Genomic DNA, 16,597 nt, shown 5'->3' with positions numbered 1-16,597 from the left:
CATAGCCCGTTGCACCTTTCTTCCCCCCGCCATGACGATCCACCAGCACCACACCACCCTGCAAGATATCCAGTCTCCCAAGCGCGAGCTGTATCCGCCAATCGAGCCGTTCCAGAGCGGCATGCTGGACACGGGCGACGGGCATCAGGTGTACTGGGAACTGGTGGGCAACCCTGCAGGCACGCCGGCGGTGTTCCTGCACGGCGGACCGGGAGCGGGTTGCAACCCCAACCACCGCCGCCTGTTCGATCCCGAGAAGTACTGCGTGCTGCTGTTCGACCAGCGTGGCTGCGGCCGCTCCACGCCGCATGCCAGTCTGGAAAACAACACCACCTGGCATCTGGTCAGCGACATCGAGCGCCTGCGCAGCATGCTGGGCGCCGAGCAATGGCTGGTGTTTGGCGGCTCCTGGGGCAGCACACTGGCGCTGGCCTATGCCGAGGAATTTCCCGAGCATGTGAGCGCACTGGTGCTGCGCGGCATCTTCACCCTGCGCCAGCACGAGATCGACTGGTTCTACCAGGCAGGCGCCTCCTACCTTTTCCCTGATCTGTGGGAGGAGTACCAGGCGCCGATTCCCGAGGAAGAGCGCGAGGACATGGTGGCCGCCTACCACCGCCGCCTGACCGGAGACGATGAAGCCGCGCGCCTGCAGGCGGCGCAGGCCTGGGCCACCTGGGAAGGCCGCACCATATCCCTGCTGCCCACCAGCGCAGCCACCGCCTTTGGCGATCCACACTTCGCCCTCGCCTTTGCGCGCATCGAGAACCACTACTTCACCCACGGCGGCTTCCTGGACGAAGGCCAGCTGATTGGCCGTGTGGAACGGCTCAAGGACATTCCTGCAGTGATCGTGCAGGGGCGTTACGACGTATGCACCCCCGCCACCACGGCCTGGGATCTGTACCAGGCCTGGTCGCGCGTCAACCCGCGCGTGGAACTGCACTGGGTGGGCGATGCCGGCCATGCGGTGACGGAACCGGGCATCCAGGAACAGCTGCTGGCAGCCACCGACCGCTTTGCCTGAGGCCGGATGAGGCGGCCGGGCATGCTGCGGGCAATCCCTGCAGCTTCCAGCTCCGTACAGGAAACTCCCCGTCCCGGGCGGCAGATATGCCGGACAGGTGCGACTACACTCTGTCTGTGCAGGACTACACGGCGCCTCAGTGCGCCCACCTTAGACTGCACCTGCAGGCCCATCCTGACCCGATACCAACCAGAGGAGATATCAGACATGACACGTATTGCCTTCCGCACTGCCTTGATGGCTGCTGCCCTCGCCGCCTCTCTTGGCATTTCTGCCCAGACTGCCCCGCCCAGCGAGAGCGGCGCACGCAAGGGCTACCAGTCCGCCGGTGCCCACGAAGCGGCTGCCGCCCGCGGCGCTCCCGGTCAGCTGACGACCGAACCCGTGAGCGAATATGCCGCCAACGCTCTGGCCCGTTGCGCCCCGCTGCCTGCCGGCTTCAAGGAAGCCTGTGAAGAGCGCGTGCGCGGCGCCGGTGACCGCGTGGGCAGCGTGCAGGGTGGCGGCATCCTGCGCAGCAGCGAAACTACGGCTCCGCTGAGCAGCATGGGCAATACGCTGCCGCCGCAGGCCTCTCCGGCCGCGATCGCAGCCGCCGAGAAGCCCGTCGCCGTGAAGGCCGGCCCCAAGAAGGTGAAGAAATCTTCCAGGGCCTACAAGAAGGGCATGCGCAAGTAACCCCTTCGCGCAACCACAGCAAAGCCCGTGAGGCCAACCGCTCTGCGGTTGAGTTCACGGGCTTTTTGCATGGCGCCTGCACGCCGATTCAGCAGCCATGTCCAACCGGAAGGCCGGACATGGCCTGTCGTTTCCCGGTCAGGCCGGCAGCGCCACCAGCGGGTTGCCGAACATCGGATCATCCTTCTTCGAGTCCAGTGCCTTCTGCAGGTCCAGACCCAGTGCCTTGGCCACGCCGGTACCGTAGGCCGGATCGCAGGCGTAGCAGTTGCGAATGTGGCGGAACTTGATGAATTCCGGCGCATCGCCCATGGCGCGTGCCGTGTTGCCGAACAGGGCCTCCTGCTGCTCGGGCGTCATCAGCTGGAACAGCTTGCGCGGCTGCTCGAAGTAGTTGCTGTCGTCCTCGTGGTAGCTCCAGTGGTCGGCCTGACCGGTCAGCTTCAGCGGCGGCTCCTTGAACTCGGGCTGGCCCTGCCACTGGCCAAAGCTGTTGGGCTCGTAATGCGGCAGGCCACCGTAGTTGCCATCCACACGGCCGATACCGTCGCGGTGGTTGCTGTGCACCGGGCAGCGCGCCTGGTTGACCGGGATCTGGTGGTAGTTGGTGCCCAGACGGTAGCGCTGTGCATCGGCGTAGTTGAACAGGCGCGACTGCAGCATGCGGTCCGGGCTGGCACCAATGCCGGGCACCAGGTTGCTGGGTGCGAAGGCGCTCTGCTCGACGTCGGCAAAGAAGTTTTCCGGGTTGCGATTCAGTTCGAACTCGCCCACCTCGATCAGCGGGTAATCGCCCTTGTACCAGACCTTGGTCAGGTCGAAGGGGTGCAGGCGGTACTTCTCGGCATCGGCCTCGGGCATGATCTGCACGTACATCTTCCACTTGGGGAAATCGCCGCGCTCGATGGCCTCGTACAGGTCCTTCTGGTGGCTTTCACGATCCTTGCCCACCAGCTCGGCAGCCTCGGCATCGGTCAGGTTCTTGATGCCCTGCTGGGTGCGGAAGTGCATCTTGACCCAAAAGCGCTCGCCGGCCGCATTCCAGAAGCTGTAGGTGTGCGAGCTGAAGCCGTGCATGTGGCGGTAGCTGGCCGGGATGCCGCGATCGCTCATCACCACGGTGACCTGGTGCAGCGCCTCGGGCACCAGCGTCCACCAGTCCCAGTTGTTCTGGGCGCTGCGCATGTTGGTGCGCGGGTCGCGCTTGACGGCCTTGTTCAGATCGGGGAACTGGCGCGGATCACGGATGAAGAACACCGGCGTGTTGTTGCCGACCATGTCCCAGTTGCCCTCTTCGGTGTAGAACTTCAGGGCAAAACCACGGATATCACGCTCGGCATCGGCCGCACCGCGTTCGCCGGCCACGGTGGTGAAGCGGGCAAACATCTCGGTCTTCTTGCCGACTTCGCTGAAGATCTTCGCACGCGTGTACTGGGTGATGTCGTTGGTGACCGTGAAGGTACCGAAGGCACCCGAGCCCTTGGCGTGCATGCGGCGCTCGGGAACCACCTCCCGCACGAAGTTGGCCAGCTTTTCCTGCAGCCACACGTCCTGCGCCAGCAGCGGGCCACGCGGACCGGCCGTCAGGCTGTCGCGGTTGGTGGGAACGGGTGCACCAAAGTCGGTGGTGAGATGGGTGACGGGACACTTGCCTTGCATGGTGGATTCCTCCTGGACGTTGGGGTTCGGGGTCAGACTGCGGGAGATCAGAGATGGGCGCCATAGGCCTCGCCCATGGCGGCCAGACGCTGCATCCAGTCCTGCTGCCAGGTCGCCTGCGGCGCAACTGCGGACATGGACGCAGCATCATGATGGCGGAACGGAATGGAAAAGGCGAGCATGACGGTCTCCTGTCTGTGTCGCCAATCCTGCAGCGGCCCCATTGCCACTGCGAATCGGCGATGGAGTTACTGTAGTTTTTATCTATTGAAGCATCAATGCAATAGGATTTATACCAACCATAGGCATTTTCAATGTGTCAGCCGGTCATCCATCCGGCCACCAGGGCAAAGCTGCCGAATGCGGCCACGGTGGTGAACAGGATGATGCGGGCAATGCGCGCCGTATCGGCGCCGAAACGTTCGGCCAGCAGGGAGACATTGCTGGCACTGGGCAGCGCAGCGGCCAGGGTCATGACGGTGATGACGGCATCGCTCAAGGGCAGCCCGGCCGCCTGCGCCACCTTGCCCAGACCGAAGGCGAGCAGCGGATGCAGCACCAGCTTGAACACGGCCACCGGCCAGACGCTACCCCAGCCCGCGTGCGCATGGCGCCCCTGCCCCGACACCATGTTGGCCCGCGCCAGCACGGCGCCAATGGTGAACAGCGCCACGGGCGAGGCGGCATTGCCCAGCAGGGCCACTGTCTTGTCCAGCGCCTGCGGCAGATGGAAACCGGTGGCAGACGCAACGCCACCCAGCACCATGGACCACGCCATCGGGTTGCCCAGCACACTGCGCAGCGCCTTGCGCAAGGCCTGCCGCAAACGTGCCGACGCAGGCAGTGCGGCCGTTTCCGCATCGCCATCCAGCCGCGACAGCGCAATGCAGACGGAAGACGTCACCACCATGTCGGCGGCCAGGATCACGATGATGGGGCCGGCCGCCACTTCGCCCAGAATGGCTACCAGCATGGGCACACCCATAAAGCCCACGTTGGGAAAGGTAGCCACCAAGGCACCCAAAGCGGCGTCATTCCAGCCGATGCGGCCACGCTTGGTCACGAGGATGGTCAGCGTGATCATGATGGCCGCCACCAGCAGATAGACGCTGAGCAGCGCCGTGTCGAGCAGCTCCGCAATCGGCGTCTGCGCGCTGTAGCGATAGAGCATGGCCGGCAGCGCAAAGTAGAGCACGAAGCTGTTCAGCCCCGGAATCGCCGCCAGCGGCAGCATCTCGCGCCGCGCGGCCAGATAGCCGCACAGCACCAGTGCGAAAAACGGAAAAGTCACTCCCAGAATGGCCAGCACGCTGTCTCCTGCCTGTTGTTCTTGTCGGTTGATTGCACATCCTAGCGTCTGGCGGGCGCGGCGCGGGTGCCTTGCGGGTGCGCGGGATGTGATTTTTCCTGCGGCCGTCTGCGCCGGAGCGCATCCCCTGCCCGCACCCGGCTTGCGGCTTGCGGCTTGCGGCTTGCGGCTTGCGGCTTGCCGGCCAAATGGTTGTGCGGTATTCGGTGATCCTTGGAGGAGCCGGGCCACCATTTGAATCAGGTCCGCCTGCCTGGAAGGATCGGCTACACTAGACTGAAGCTGGCGCCAGTTCCAGCGCCACTCCCAAACCCGCTGCGGCGGGTTTTTTGCTTGTCCCGCATTGCAGTTTCCCTCCTGAGCCCATGTCCGCCGGCCTGAACGTCTCCCAGCAAGAAGCAGTCAACTACCTGCACGGCCCCTGCCTGGTGCTGGCGGGCGCCGGCTCGGGCAAGACGCGGGTCATCACGCACAAGATCGCGCGCCTGATCCAGGCCGGCTGCGAGCCCAAGCGCATTGCCGCCATCACCTTCACCAACAAGGCCGCCGCAGAGATGCGCGAGCGTGCCAAGGGATTGATCGGCAAGGCCGCCAAGGACGTGATCATCTGCACCTTTCACGCGCTGGGCGTGCGCATGCTGCGCGAGGATGGCGCCGCGCTGGGCCTGAAGGCGCAGTTCAGCATACTGGACAGCGACGACGTGCTGGCCCTGCTCAAGGACTGCGGCGGCACCACCGACGCCGCCGTGGCGCGCCAGTGGCAATGGACCATCAGCCTGTGGAAGAACCAGGGCCTGAACGCCGATACCGCACTGGCCCAGTGCACCGTGGGCAACGACGAACACCGCAGCGCCGCCATGGTGATGAAGCTTTACCAGGAGCGCCTCACGGCCTACCAGAGCGTGGACTTCGACGACCTGATCGGCCTGCCGCTCAAGCTGCTGCAGAACCACCCCGAGGTGCGCGAGAAATGGCAGAAGGCGCTCGGCCATGTGCTGGTGGACGAATACCAGGACACCAACGCCACCCAGTACGAGCTGCTCAAGTTGCTGGTGGGCTGGCCCGACAGGCCCGATGCGCGCTTCACCGCCGTGGGCGACGACGACCAGTCCATCTACGGCTGGCGCGGTGCCACGCTGGACAACCTGCGCAAGCTGCCGGTGGATTTTCCGAGCCTCAAGGTCATCAAGCTGGAGCAGAACTACCGCTCCACCGGCACCATCCTCGAAGCGGCCAACAACGTGATCGGCCCCAACCCCAAGCTGTTCCCCAAGAAGCTGTGGAGCGCGCTGGGCGATGGCGAGCCGGTGCGCGTGGTCGATGCCGACAACGAGGAGCACGAAGCCGAGCGTGTGGTGGCGCGCATCCAGAGCCTGCGCGCCAACTCGGCGCACAAGGAGTTCAAGGACTTCGCCGTGCTGTATCGCGCCAACCACCAGAGCCGGCTGCTGGAAACCGCACTGCGCCGGGCGCAGATTCCGTACAAGGTCTCGGGCGGCACCAGCTTTTTCGACCGCGCCGAGATCAAGGACCTGTGTGCCTGGTTCCGCCTGCTGGCCAATCAGGACGATGATCCGGCCTTTCTGCGCGCCATCACCTCGCCCAAGCGCGGCATCGGCCACACCACGCTGCAGCAGCTGGGCGAGTTTGCCGGCAAGTACAAGATCAGCATGTTCGAGGCGCTGTTCAGTGCCTCGCTGCCCGCTGCCCTGCCCAAGCGCGCAGTGGACGGGTTGCACGAATTCGGGCGCTACCTGAACGATCTGGAGTTCCGCGCCAAGTCCACCACCGGCGCCGAGGCGGCCAAGGAATTCCTGGCCAACTGGCTCAAGGACATCCATTTCGAGAAATACCTGTACGACAGCGAGGAGAGCGAGAAGATCGCCGCGGCCCGCTGGACCAACGTGCTGGAATTCTGCGACTGGATGGCACAGCGCTGCGGCGGCACCATCGACGACACCGCGGGCGTGACCACGCAGAGCGAAATCCGCAGCGTGCTGGAAATCGCACAGAACGTGGCGCTGCTCTCCACCATCAGCGAACGCGAGCAGGACCAGAACGTGGTCACGCTATCCACCCTGCACGCCTCCAAGGGGCTGGAGTGGCCGCACGTGATGCTGGTAGGGGTGACCGAAGGCATGCTGCCCTTCCGCGTGGAAGATGCGGAAGGCGATAGCGAAGGTCTGCTGCAACGCATCCAGGAAGAACGCCGCCTGATGTATGTGGGCATCACGCGCGCGCAGCGTTCACTCGCCGTGAGCTGGCCCAAGAAGCGCAAGAAGGGCCGCGACATCGTCGCCACCTCGCCCAGCCGCTTCATCAAGGAAATGGCACTGGACAAGGCCACGGTCAAGGAAGACCCGCGCGAGAAGCTGAAGGCGCTGCGGGCAGAGTTTGCGAAGAAGGCGGCGGCCAGCGCTGCCTCCAAAGCGCAGCACTGACTCGCCAGCACTGCTGCCCTGGGCAGTGCATCAGAGCATCAACACACTGCACCCCGTCGTCTTGCGAGCCTCCAGCGAGCGATGCGCTTCCTGCACGTCGGTCAGCGCAAAGCGCTGGTCGATGTGGATCTTCACATCACCGCTTTCCACCGCGGCGAAAAGATCGTCAGCCATGGCCTGGGTCGCCTCGCGGCCGCGCATGTGCACGAACAGGGTCTGGCGTGTGAGGTAGAGGCAGCCCTTCTGCGCCAGCACGGCGGGCGCAACGGGAGGCACGGGGCCGGAGGCGTTGCCGAAACTCACCATCAGGCCGAAGGGCATCAGGCAGTCGAGCGAGCCTTCGAAAGTGTCCTTGCCGACCGAGTCGTACACCACCTTGACGCCGGCCCCACCGGTGATTTCACGCACGCGCTCGGCAAAATTCTCCGTGCGGTAGTTGATGGCGTGAGAGGCCCCATTGACCAGCGCCAGCGCACACTTTTCCTCGCTGCCCGCGGTGGCGATCAGTTGCAGGCCCATGGCACGCGCCCACTGGCAGGCAATCAGGCCCACCCCGCCAGCTGCAGCATGGAACAGGATGAAGTCCCCCGCCTTCACCTCGTGCTGGCCGCGCACGCGGCGCAGCAGGTATTGCGCGGTCAGGCCCTTGAGCATCATGGCGGCGCCGGTGTCGAAGCTGATGGCATCGGGCAGGCGGCATACGGTGTCAGCCGGCAGGGTGCGGGCATCGGCATAGCTGCCCGGCGTGGCCGCCACATAGGCCACTCGGTCGCCCGGCTGCAGGTGCGTCACGCCACTGCCGACGGCATCGACCACGCCCGCAGCTTCCATGCCCAGCGTGGAGGGCATGCCCAGCGGATAGAGGCCGGTGCGGTGGTACACGTCGATGAAGTTCAGGCCCACGGCCCGGTGCGCCACACGCACCTCGCCAGGACCGGGCTCCGGCACCTCGATCTGGCGCAATTGCATGGCTTCGGGGCCGCCGGGGGCATCGATCTGGATGGCGCGGCTGGTGAGTGCGGGCATGTTCTGGCTCCTTGTGCTGTGTAGGTGTCTCGGCCTTGCATCGTAAGGGCAATCTGCTTGCCCTTGAAACAGTGCCATCCCGCATTTCTTGCTACAGTGATATCCCTATGTCTGCAGTAACCCCATCGGCCAGCAGTGGCCTGACTCCACGTGCCGTGCTGATGCTTGTCCTGCCCCCCCTGCTGTGGGCGGGCAATGCAGTCGTTGGCCGCGCCGTCGCCGGCCTGATTCCGCCCGTCACCTTCAACCTGGTGCGCTGGACGCTGGCCGCGCTGATCCTGCTGCCCATGGCCTGGCAGGTGCTGCGCCCCTCCAGCCCGCTGTGGGCGCACTGGAAGCGCTACGCCATCATCGGCCTGCTCGGCATCGGCTGCTACAACATGTTCCAGTACATGGCGCTGAAAACCTCCACGCCGGTGAACGTGACGCTGGTGGCCAGCAGCATGCCGCTGTGGATGATGCTGATCGGCCGCCTGTTCTACGATGCCCCTGTCACCCGCCACAAGCTGGGCGGTGCCGTGCTGTCACTGGCGGGTGTGCTGTTCGTGCTCTCGCGTGGCGAGTGGGCCAACCTGCTGCAATTGCGGCTGGTGATTGGTGACCTGTACATGGTGGCGGCCACCATTGCCTGGTCGGCGTACAGCTGGATGCTGCTGCACACCCGTGAGCCAGCCAGCGTGCGTGCCAACTGGCAGGCCTTCGTGCTGGCGCAGGTGGTGTTCGGTCTGGCCTGGTCGGGACTGTTCACCGGCGTCGAGTGGGCGGTGCAGCCCGAACTGCATGTCGAATGGAATGCCCTGCTGATCGGCTCGCTGGCTTATGTGGCGATCGGTCCTGCCGTGCTGGCCTATGCCTTCTGGAGCCGCGGCGTGCAGCTGGTGGGGCCGACGGTCGCCGGCTTCTTCGTCAACCTGACTCCGCTGTTTGCCGCCCTGCTGTCGGCCATGTTCCTGGGCGACATGCCGTCGTGGTACCACGCGGTGGCGTTTGGGCTGATCGTGGCGGGGATTGTGGTGTCTTCGCGGCAGCGGGACTGAGTCGGCTTCTGCGGCGGCCTCTCTTGGTGGAGTGGCAGGCATTCCCTGCTCCGCTTCGCCACTCGGCTACATGGCCGCTTGGCCGCTTGGCCGCTTGGCATGCAACACATCACACAAACACGACAAGGGCCGGCAAAAACCGGCCCTTGTGCTTGCAATGCAGCTGCTGTGCTGCTTACGGACGCACCACGATGCTGTTGCGCACAGATTTCACGCCGCTCGTCATGCGCGCCAGTTCTTCGGCACGGTCCTTCTCGGCTTGGGTCTTGGCAAAGCCGGTCAGCTGCACTTCACCGTTCAGCGTTTCCACCTTGATGGCCGTGGCAGACACCAGGCGGTCTTCGATAAAGCGCGCACGGATGGCAGTGGAAATGGCGGCGTCATCGATATAGGCGCCCACCGTCTGCTGGTCGCGTGCCACCGAGCAGCCTGCGGCTGTCAGGGTCATCACGCCGGTGAAGGCGGCAATGGTCAGGAGTTTGGCGGTTGCTTGCATGAGAGGCTCCAGTCTTTTCGGGATGAACATACCGGCGTTTGCTGCCGGTACTGCAACCGGCTTGCCTGGGGCAAGTGCCGTGTTGCAGCTGGGTTTCATCTTCGTGTAAACAGGGGCACTCCCCTGTCGGAAGCGGCAGGGGATGCCTGTGGGAGCCTGCCTACAGCCTCAGAACGTGCCCGGATAGGCGCCGCCGTCGAGCAGGATGTTCTGCCCGGTCAGGTAACCCGCCTGCTGGCTGCACAGGAAGGCACACACCGCACCAAACTCGGCCGGCGAACCGAAGCGCTGCGCCGGAATCACCGCCTGCTGGGCAGCGCGCACATCGTCCTCGCTGTTGCCGCTCTTGCTCGCCATGCCGGCCAGCGTGTTGGCCAGACGATCCGTATCGAATTTGCCCGGCAGCAGGTTGTTGAGCGTGACGTTGCGCGAAGCCAGTTCGGGGTTGCGCGCCACGCCGGCCACAAAGCCGGTCAGGCCGCTGCGCGCGCCGTTGGACAAGCCCAGGATATCAATCGGCGCCTTCACTGCGCTGCTGGTGATGTTGATGATGCGGCCGAAGCCCCGTTCGGCCATGCCGTCAATGGTGGCGCGGATCAGCGCGATCGGGGTCAGCATGTTGGCGTCCACCGCCTGCATCCACATGTCGCGATCCCAGTCGCGGAAGTCGCCCACCGGCGGGCCGCCGGCATTGGTCACCAGAATGTCGAAACTGTCGTGCTGGGCGAACACCTGCTGGCGACCATATTCGCTGGTGACGTCTGCCGCCAGCGCCAGCACCTGCGGCGTGGTGCCGCGGTAGTCCTGCGCCAGCTCACGCAGCTCCTTCGCGGCTTCGGCCAGCACGTCGGGGCGACGCGCCACCACCAGCACGTTCACGCCCTCCTGCACCAGCGCTGCCGCGCAGCCAAAACCCAGCCCCCGGCTGGCGCCGCACACCAGCGCCCACTTGCCTGCAATGCCCAGATCCATGCTTGTCTCCTTCGTTCGTGTTGTTCAGCGTTTCAGCCAGGTGACTGCAAACACGCCGGCCAGTACCAGCACTGTACCCGCGAGCACCCAGCCGGTAAACGGTTCATCCAGCAACAGCGCGCCCATGGCTATGGTGGCCATGGGGCCGACCATGCCGACCTGCGATGCCAGCCCCGAGCCGATGCGCTCCACCGCCCGCATCACCATCCACACCGGCAGCACCGTACAGGCCAGGGCATTGAGCAGCGACAGCCACAGCACCGGCTCCGGCACCAGCGCTGCCGACAGCGGCCGCATCGCCAGGAATTGCAGCAGGCAGAAGCCCGCCGCCACACTCGATGCCAGCCCCACCAGTCGCAGCGAGCCCAGCCGCTGCACCATGCGCCCGCTGCCCACCAGATAGATGGCATAGCTAAGCGCGCTGGCAAACACCAGCGCCGCGCCCAGCAGCGTGCGTGCGCCATCCCAGCGCACCTCGTGCGCAAACACCAGCAGCACGCCGGCATAGCTCAGCGCCATGGCCGCCCATTGCCCCTTGCCTACCGGCTTGCGCGTGAGCAGCCAGCCGAGCAGCAGCACCAGCGTGGGGTTGAGGTAGAGAATCAGCCGCTCCAGCGAGGCGCTGATGTACTGCAGGCCGACAAAATCCAGATAGCTGGCCAGGTAGTAGCCGCTGAAACCCAGCAGCAGCACCCCGCCCCAGTCGCGCCGCGTGAGTGGTGACGCACCCGGCCGGCGCCCGGCCCACCAGGCCATCAGCAGAAACACCGGCAACGCCAGCAGCATGCGGTACATCAGCAGCGTGATGGCATCCACCTGCCAGCGGTAGGCCAGCTTGACGATGATGGCCTTGCCGCTGAAGCCGATCGCCCCCAGCATGGCCAGGCCGATGCCGGAGTACAGCAGACGGCGGTGGCGCGCCTGATCGGCTGCGCTGGCTTCGAGCAGGTCCCTGGCAACGGGTTGTTGCGCGGGCTGAGGTGGAATGGACTGGACGGGAGCGGAAGAGGAGGATGACGACACGGGGAACTGCAGAAACAGGCAAGACAGCCAAGAAAGCTGCCTTGCCATTGTGCCTGCGCCTCCTGCCGCTTGCCGCAGCGTCTCGAGAATCCTGGCCTGCCAGGTGGCGATGGCACATGCTCGGCCTGACCGCCCCCTGGCTTCTCAACGGCAGGTAGCGTCCCGCCCCGGAATGCCATTGCCCGCATCAATCCTCGACAAAGGCCTCCTTGCGCCCGCGCCGCACCGCCGGCAGCAGCACCAGCACCAGCAGCACGGCGGCGACGGCAAGCAGGGAAGCCGAGATCGGCCGTGTCACCAGCACGCTCCAGTCGCCACGCGACAGCAGCAGCGCACGGCGCAGGTACTCTTCCATCATCGGCCCCAGGATGAAGCCCAGCAGCAGCGGCGCCGGCTCCGTGCCCAGCTTGTGGAAGGCATAGCCCACCACACCGAAGATCGCCACCATCCAGATGTCGAACACGTTGTTGTTGGTGGTGTAAACACCGATCGCGCAGAACAGCACGATGGCCGGGTACAGCAGGCGATAGGGCACGCTCAGCAGCTTGATCCAGATGCCGATCAGCGGCAGGTTGAGCACCACCAGCATGGCGTTGCCAATCCACATGGAGGCGATCAGGCCCCAGAACAGCTCGGGGTTGCTGGTCATCACCTGCGGGCCGGGCTGGATGTTGTGGATGGTCATGGCGCCCACCATGAGCGCCATCACCGCGTTGGGCGGGATGCCCAGTGTCAGCAGCGGGATGAAGGAAGTCTGCGAGCCGGCATTGTTGGCCGATTCGGGCGCGGCCACGCCGCGAATATTGCCTTGGCCGAAGGGCTCCTCTCCCGGCTTGAGGCGCGTCTTCTTCTCGATGGTGTAGGCTGCAAACGAGGACAGCAGCGCACCACCTCCCGGCAGGATGCCCAGCACGGAGCCCAGACCGGTGCCACGCAGCACCGCCGGCACCATGCGCCTGAAGTCCTCGCGCGTCGGCATCAGGCCATGCACCTTCTTGGCAAAGATCTGGCGCTCGTCCTCGTGCCGCGCCAGGTTGGCGATGATCTCGCCGTAGCCGAACACGCCCATGGCAATCGCCACGAAGCCAATGCCGTCGCTCAGTTCCGGAATGTCAAAGCCGAAGCGCACCGCGCCAGAGTTCACGTCCGTGCCGACCAGCCCCAGAAGCAGCCCGAGCACGATCATGGCCAGCGCCTTGAGCAGCGAGCCGGAAGCCAGCACCACAGCGCCGATCAGGCCGGTCACCATCAGCGCGAAATATTCGGCCGGGCCGAATTCGAATGCCACTTCGCTCAGGATGGGTGCAAAGCCGGCCAACACCACCGTGCCCACACAGCCGGCAAAGAAGGAACCCAGCCCCGCAGCCGCCAGCGCCGGCCCCGCCCTGCCCTTGCGCGCCATCTGGTAGCCATCGAGCGTGGTCACGACTGACGATGACTCCCCTGGCAGGTTCACCAGAATCGCCGTGGTGGAGCCGCCATACTGCGCCCCGTAGTAGATGCCCGCCAGCATGATCAGCGCCGAGGTCGGCTCCAGCCCGTAGGTGATGGGCAGCAGCATGGCGATGGTGGGCACCGGCCCCAGGCCCGGCAGCACGCCGATCAGCGTGCCCAGCAGGCAGCCCAGCAGCGCGTACATCAGGTTGGTGGTGGTGAACGCCACCCCGAAACCCATCTCGAGGTTGGTGAGGATATCCGTCAGCATCGCGTTCTCCTCACTCGACCATGAACCAGGGCCACACCGGCATCTGCAGATTCAGCGCCTTGATGAACACCAGGTAGCAGCCCGCCGCCAGCACCGCTGCCAGCACGGCCGTTTCGAGCCAGTGCATCTGGTCGCCGCCGAGACGGGCGATGAACACCAGCGCGACGATGGCCACCAGCAACCCCATGGACGGCACACCGATAGAGGGCAGCCCCACCAGCAGCACGCCGAACACCAGGTTGGCCGCGATGATGCAGATCAGCGGTTTCCACGCGATGCGCCCGATCGGATCGCCATCACCGCGGTACTGGCCTTTCCAGTCGAAAGCCGTCAGCGTTACCGCCAGCCCGAGCAGCGCCAGGATCAGGCCGAGCATCAGCGGGAAGTAACCCGGCCCCATGCGATCGCCGGTGCCGACCTCGTAGGTGACAGCGCCAGCGGCGAAGGCCACGCCTATCGCGGAAAACAACAGGCCCGCAACAAAGTCCTTCTGGCTCTTGATCTGCATCGTCATCCTTTCCGACGGGTTTGCCGCACGGGCGTGCGGCAAATGCATCGAGTGTAACGATCGATTTCAGGGTGCCCGCTAAAGGCATTCCCCTAAGCAGAATGGCTCAGCGGCGCACCAGCGGCCGCAAGGCATTGAGCCATTTGTTGGCCGGCAGGCCCCAGCGTTCGCGGATGATGTCGGCGCGCTGCTCCCACAGCGCGCGGCTGGGCCGGCTGGCCGTGCGCTGTGCCAGCACCACGGTATTGCCCTCGCGCGTGGGCTTGAAGGCCCACAGGGCCTCGTCGCCAAAGGCGGCAGCAATGCGCTCCACGCTCTGGTCGAAACTGCTGCTGCGGCCGAACAGGTTCACCGTCATGATGCCGTCGGGCGTGAGCAGGTTGCGGCAGTCCTGGTAGAAGTCGGCATCGTCCAGCACGGGGGCGGCGGCTTCGTGGTCGTACAGGTCCACCTGCAGCGCGTCGATGGCGCCCTGCCATTCGGGCTGGCGGATCTCGCGGCTGGCATCGGCCAGCACCACATTCAGGGTTTCGTTGTTGTCCGGCAGGCGGAACCACTGGCGGCAAGCCGAATAGACGATGGGGTTCAGTTCGATGCAGGAGGTGAGCAGCTGCATGCGCAGGTGCGTGAAGCGCGTGAGGCTGGCTGCGCCCAGGCCGAGCTGCATGGCGTGGCGCTCGGGCACGCTGTCCGGGTCCATGAACAGCAGCCAGGCCATCATGCGCTGGATGTATTCCAGTTCCAGCACCAGCGGATCGTCCAGCCGCATGGCGCCCTGGATCCATTCCGTGCCCAGATGCAGGTAACGGCACTCGCCGTCCTCGGTGAAGTTGACGGGCGGCAGCTCGGTGGAAACCGGAGTGGAGGATCGGGAACGCTTCTTGGCCATGCGGGGATTGTAAGAGGCGGGTGGAGGTAGGCAGTGGTCCTCATCCGGTGCCGCTGGTGCCTGGCTACCGCGCACTAGTAGCTGTGCAGCTGCATCCGCCGCCGCACACACGCTTGCGTCTTACGGCCCGCTCAGGCCACCCCATGCGCCTGCAGCACCTCGCGCCAGGCCTGCAGCTTGCGCTCGAACGACCAGCTGGCATTGGCCGGACTGGTCGATGGCAGCTTGTACACCGGCAGGCCAAGCGCCTGCGTGTGCCTGTGATGGCGCCAGCTCTCGCCCCCGTTGTGCACGATCGCTTCCAGCTGCGGACAATGCCGCTGCAAGGCAGCAAAGTCGTTCACCACGGCATTGCGGATGGCGCTGTCCAGACTGCCCTCGCGCTCACAATGCGCGTACACATCCCAGATGCCAAGTCCATGGGCCAGTGCCGACTGGCAACGGTCAGCATAGTCCAGCTGCAGCAGCGGCTCGTTCCAGAGCGTGCCCAGGATGCGCCAGAAATGATTCTGCGGGTGGCCATAATATTGCTGAAGTTGCAATGAGCGCACCCCCGGAAAGCTGCCCAGCACCAGCACCCGTGTCGTGACATCGATCACGGGAGCCAGTCCTTTGAGCAGCGCATCGGGGCCACCCGTCTGCGCATTCCTTACCATGCGGCCATCTGCGGGGGCACACCTGCCTCCACCAACTCCGGGAGAGTGCACATGAACATCAATCTGGACAACGTTTCCACCTTCATCGCCACACAGGGCGTGGATATCGGCCTGAAAATCATCGGCGCGATTGTGGCATGGATCATCGGCCGCTGGCTGATCAACCTGGCCGTGGGCCTGATGGGCAAGGGGCTGGACCGCGCCGGCAAGCTCGATCCCACCCTGGTGAAATACCTGAAATCCATCGTGTCGGTGCTGCTGACGGTGGTGCTGATCCTGGCCATTCTGGGCCTGTTTGGGGTGGAGACGACTTCCTTCGCCGCCCTGCTGGCCGGCGCCGGCCTGGCCATCGGCACGGCCTGGGGCGGACTGCTGGCGCACTTTGCGGCCGGCGTGTTCATGCAGGTGCTGCGCCCCTACAAGGTGGGCGATTTCGTGCAGGCCGGCGGCGTGACCGGCACCGTGACCGAGCTGGGCCTGTTCACCACCACCATCGTCACCCCGGACAACGTGACCACCATCGTGGGCAACAACAAGATCTTCTCGGACAACATCCAGAACTACAGCACGCTGCCGGTGCGCCGCGTGGACTGCGTGGCCAAGGTTGCCAACGGCGTGGATGTGCAGGACGCCATCGCCCGCCTGCGCCCGGTGATTGCCGCCATTCCCAATGTGACGCAAACGCCTGCGCCGGACATTGAGATCCTGGAATTCACGCCCGAAGGCCCCAAGCTCTGCGTGCGCCCCTACACCAACAACGAGCACTACTGGCAGGTCTATTTCGACACGCACAAGGCCATCGTGGACACCTTCGGTGCTGCCGGCTACCCGGTGCCCGAAACGCCGATGAGCTACCGCGGCCTGCCGCTGCCGGCACCCGGCCCGGTACAGGCCTGATGCCCCGGCGAGCCGCATGATCCGGCGCATGTGCCTCGCTGTCGGACTGGTTCTGGCAGCGCTGCTGTTCCTGCTGACGCCTGAATGGGGGGCGGCTTCTGAAGTGCTGGGCTGGCTGGATCCCCTGCTGGCCCTGCCCGCAGCCCTTGCCAACCTGTTGGCCAGGCTCACCGGGCTGCCGCACGAATTCCTGATGTTCCCGCTGCTGTGGATCGAAACCACGCTGCTCTGCTGCGCCCTGGCCTGGCTGGTGCGGCGCCTGCGTCGCTGACTA

Annotated in this window: 17 protein-coding genes; 6 read left to right on the top strand and 11 right to left on the bottom strand. The window is 65.2% G+C overall.

Going from position 1 to position 16,597, the window contains the following annotated elements; translation table 11 throughout:
- The first annotated feature begins 88 nt into the window (after positions 1-88).
- Both pip and BMW28_RS01990 read left to right on the top strand, forming a co-directional pair.
- Positions 89-1,027: a prolyl aminopeptidase gene (gene pip, locus BMW28_RS01995; protein ID WP_200785736.1), complete on the top strand. Its 939-nt coding sequence runs from the start codon at positions 89-91 to the stop codon at positions 1,025-1,027.
- 207 nt (positions 1,028-1,234) lie between these two features.
- Positions 1,235-1,705 carry a hypothetical protein gene (locus tag BMW28_RS01990; RefSeq protein ID WP_143280532.1) on the top strand — a complete coding sequence of 157 codons (471 nt, stop codon included), beginning with the start codon at positions 1,235-1,237 and terminating at the stop codon, positions 1,703-1,705.
- Between the two features lie 138 nt (positions 1,706-1,843).
- Here BMW28_RS01990 and BMW28_RS01985 read toward each other — a convergent pair whose 3' ends face one another.
- The 3 genes from BMW28_RS01985 to BMW28_RS01980 all read right to left on the bottom strand — a co-directional run bounded on the left by BMW28_RS01985 (position 1,844) and on the right by BMW28_RS01980 (position 4,673).
- Positions 1,844-3,364, bottom strand: a complete 1,521-nt coding sequence (locus BMW28_RS01985; RefSeq protein ID WP_091813194.1) for a catalase — start codon at positions 3,362-3,364, stop codon at positions 1,844-1,846.
- 47 nt (positions 3,365-3,411) lie between these two features.
- Positions 3,412-3,546: a hypothetical protein gene (locus BMW28_RS13220; protein ID WP_268751058.1), complete on the bottom strand. Its 135-nt coding sequence runs from the start codon at positions 3,544-3,546 to the stop codon at positions 3,412-3,414.
- Between the two features lie 137 nt (positions 3,547-3,683).
- Positions 3,684-4,673 carry an AEC family transporter gene (locus BMW28_RS01980; protein WP_091813192.1) on the bottom strand — a complete coding sequence of 330 codons (990 nt, stop codon included), beginning with the start codon at positions 4,671-4,673 and terminating at the stop codon, positions 3,684-3,686.
- Between the two features lie 365 nt (positions 4,674-5,038).
- On the opposite strand from BMW28_RS01980, the gene BMW28_RS01975 reads away from it, so the two are divergent.
- The gene (locus BMW28_RS01975) at positions 5,039-7,114 is read left to right on the top strand and encodes an ATP-dependent helicase (RefSeq protein ID WP_091813190.1); all 2,076 of its coding nucleotides are present in this window, start codon (positions 5,039-5,041) and stop codon (positions 7,112-7,114) included.
- Between the two features lie 30 nt (positions 7,115-7,144).
- Here BMW28_RS01975 and BMW28_RS01970 read toward each other — a convergent pair whose 3' ends face one another.
- A complete protein-coding gene (locus BMW28_RS01970; protein WP_091813188.1) occupies positions 7,145-8,140 on the bottom strand; it encodes a quinone oxidoreductase family protein in 996 nt (331 codons plus the stop codon).
- 107 nt (positions 8,141-8,247) lie between these two features.
- Here BMW28_RS01970 and BMW28_RS01965 point away from each other — a divergent pair, with 107 nt between their 5' ends.
- Positions 8,248-9,177, top strand: coding sequence for a DMT family transporter (locus tag BMW28_RS01965; protein WP_091813186.1), 930 nt, complete (start codon positions 8,248-8,250; stop codon positions 9,175-9,177).
- A 175-nt stretch (positions 9,178-9,352) separates the two neighbouring features.
- Here BMW28_RS01965 and BMW28_RS01960 read toward each other — a convergent pair whose 3' ends face one another.
- The 7 genes from BMW28_RS01960 to BMW28_RS01930 all read right to left on the bottom strand — a co-directional run bounded on the left by BMW28_RS01960 (position 9,353) and on the right by BMW28_RS01930 (position 15,426).
- Positions 9,353-9,673 (bottom strand): BON domain-containing protein, encoded by a 321-nt coding sequence (locus BMW28_RS01960; RefSeq protein WP_091813184.1) that lies wholly within the window; start codon positions 9,671-9,673, stop codon positions 9,353-9,355.
- A 168-nt stretch (positions 9,674-9,841) separates the two neighbouring features.
- Entirely contained in the window at positions 9,842-10,645 is an 804-nt protein-coding gene (locus tag BMW28_RS01955; protein WP_091813182.1) for an SDR family oxidoreductase, read from the bottom strand.
- A 24-nt stretch (positions 10,646-10,669) separates the two neighbouring features.
- A complete protein-coding gene (locus BMW28_RS01950) occupies positions 10,670-11,593 on the bottom strand; it encodes a DMT family transporter (protein WP_268751084.1) in 924 nt (307 codons plus the stop codon).
- A gap of 262 nt (positions 11,594-11,855) precedes the next feature.
- A complete protein-coding gene (locus BMW28_RS01945) occupies positions 11,856-13,373 on the bottom strand; it encodes a tripartite tricarboxylate transporter permease (protein WP_091813178.1) in 1,518 nt (505 codons plus the stop codon).
- 10 nt (positions 13,374-13,383) lie between these two features.
- Positions 13,384-13,881, bottom strand: a complete 498-nt coding sequence (locus BMW28_RS01940; protein ID WP_091815356.1) for a tripartite tricarboxylate transporter TctB family protein — start codon at positions 13,879-13,881, stop codon at positions 13,384-13,386.
- Positions 13,882-13,987: 106 nt separating this feature from the next.
- Positions 13,988-14,770 (bottom strand): class I SAM-dependent methyltransferase, encoded by a 783-nt coding sequence (locus BMW28_RS01935; RefSeq protein WP_091813175.1) that lies wholly within the window; start codon positions 14,768-14,770, stop codon positions 13,988-13,990.
- A 131-nt stretch (positions 14,771-14,901) separates the two neighbouring features.
- Positions 14,902-15,426, bottom strand: a complete 525-nt coding sequence (locus BMW28_RS01930; protein WP_091813173.1) for a DNA-deoxyinosine glycosylase — start codon at positions 15,424-15,426, stop codon at positions 14,902-14,904.
- A 51-nt stretch (positions 15,427-15,477) separates the two neighbouring features.
- On the opposite strand from BMW28_RS01930, the gene BMW28_RS01925 reads away from it, so the two are divergent.
- Both BMW28_RS01925 and BMW28_RS01920 read left to right on the top strand, forming a co-directional pair.
- Complete coding sequence (locus BMW28_RS01925; protein WP_407640923.1) at positions 15,478-16,323, top strand: mechanosensitive ion channel family protein; 846 nt, start codon at positions 15,478-15,480, stop codon at positions 16,321-16,323.
- A 28-nt stretch (positions 16,324-16,351) separates the two neighbouring features.
- Positions 16,352-16,594: a hypothetical protein gene (locus BMW28_RS01920; RefSeq protein WP_143280531.1), complete on the top strand. Its 243-nt coding sequence runs from the start codon at positions 16,352-16,354 to the stop codon at positions 16,592-16,594.
- Positions 16,595-16,597 lie beyond the last annotated feature (3 nt).

Source organism: Allobrachymonas denitrificans DSM 15123 (assembly GCF_900110225.1).
Taxonomy (GTDB): domain Bacteria; phylum Pseudomonadota; class Gammaproteobacteria; order Burkholderiales; family Burkholderiaceae_C; genus Brachymonas; species Brachymonas denitrificans.
This window is presented reverse-complemented; position numbering and strand designations above follow the sequence as displayed.